Source organism: Flavobacterium sp. GNP011, from assembly GCF_056428925.1.
Genome location: NZ_JBWJVJ010000048.1, coordinates 1 through 1,468 on the forward strand (window position 1 = coordinate 1; position 1,468 = coordinate 1,468).

1 protein-coding gene and 1 pseudogene are annotated in these 1,468 nt (G+C 27.5%); both read right to left on the reverse strand.

Going from position 1 to position 1,468, the window contains the following annotated elements; translation table 11 throughout:
* Positions 1 to 261 (reverse strand): annotated as a pseudogene (locus tag AC061E_RS16550) (hypothetical protein); the annotation flags it as partial.
* Positions 262 to 264: 3 nt separating this feature from the next.
* Entirely contained in the window at positions 265 to 1,176 is a 912-nt protein-coding gene (locus AC061E_RS16555; RefSeq protein WP_478287242.1) for a hypothetical protein, read from the reverse strand.
* Positions 1,177 to 1,468 lie beyond the last annotated feature (292 nt).

The window sequence follows — 1,468 nt, forward strand, 5'->3', positions numbered from 1 at the left end:
CAAACCGGTAAGTAAAGCAACAACAAGAAGTATAAAAGGTAGTAAATATTCCTTTTTTAAAAAAAAGAAATAAGTATTGAAACAAATATTTTCAACTGCTGGGAACCTATATGAGAAAGCAACTAAAGTTGATAATACAAAAGCAGATATTCCAATTCTTTTTTCAAGTTTACTGTAATACAATGATTGAAAACAATGGGCATATTCTAATTGATGAATTTTTCGCATCCAATCAAGTAACATCGTTTTTTTTTGATCCATTTATTAGTTGTTTAATTGGTTATCTATTTTTTCTAAAAGATATAAAGGATCTATAATCATTTTTCTATTTACTTCTGATACCTCTATTTCTCTAGGACCAATTACAATTGATTTATCTAACCCATCTTTTCCAGTAAATGAAAAAAAGGTTGCTGAAACAAATGGAGAATTTTTATGGCCAGATTTGTGTAATTTACCAGGTTTTATTTCATAATATCCTTTTTCAAAATGAATTTCTTCTGAAGTTTGAAATAATTCTACATTTATCTTTTCATTAATAGCTAGAGAAGTATGCTGATTTACTTCATTTAGCGAATCATTGTATTTGACTTTAAAAAATGAATGTTTAGAATTTTCTGAATGCAAAATATAATCGTATCTATTGTTTATTATTTTACCAGTAATAATCCAGCTTTTTGCAAAAAAGGTATGAGTATGAACTGAAAAATCTTCACATTTTTTTAAATCCATTAATTCATTTAGAGAATCGTCAAAAATATGTAATCTAATAAAATCAAATGTTTCTAAAGTTTCATCGTACTTATACAATGGAATAGATAAAAAACCTTGCGAGCCAATCGAAGAAATAGTGTAACAACTAGGGATAATCTTTATTGATTTTGAAATGTATGTCCAAACCTCTTTTATATTAAGGTTTTTATTATCATCTCTACAATGTATAATTTCTTTTACTGCAATTAATCTTAATAGTAAAGATTTAATAGCATTGTCTGTTATTTCATCAATATGTTTTTCTAAATCTTCAATTTCAATAATTTCATTATTCTTAAATAAGTTTTTAACTAATTCATCATGTCCTACGATTATATTTTTAAAGTCTTCACTATAACCTTTAATTAGAGAATTATAGAATACGGTAAATTGAGATTTTGATAATTTTGTGCTTTCTGCCATTTTTTTAGTAATGAGAAACGTTCGTTTCACTTTTTTATTTTTTTACAATTCAACAAAGATAAAATTTATCATTTGTTGCGTTAGATTCCTGACTCTGCGGGATAATTCTAACTAACGTTTTGTTAATGTTCTGTAAATCACATATTTACAAAACCATTTTTTCTTATAAATTCCCTTCATTTTTCCGCTCTTCCGCCGTTAGCTTACGGGGTCAGGGCGGTAGTCTAGGGGGAATTACCGCTAACGTTCCCGCGCTACACGCGGTTTGGGACTAAATTAGCGTTATTTTTCG

Coding starts and splice junctions, on each gene's coding strand:
- AC061E_RS16555 (WP_478287242.1), bottom strand. CDS start 1,176: ATGGCAGAAAGCACAAAATTATCAAAATCTCAATTTACCGTATTCTAT.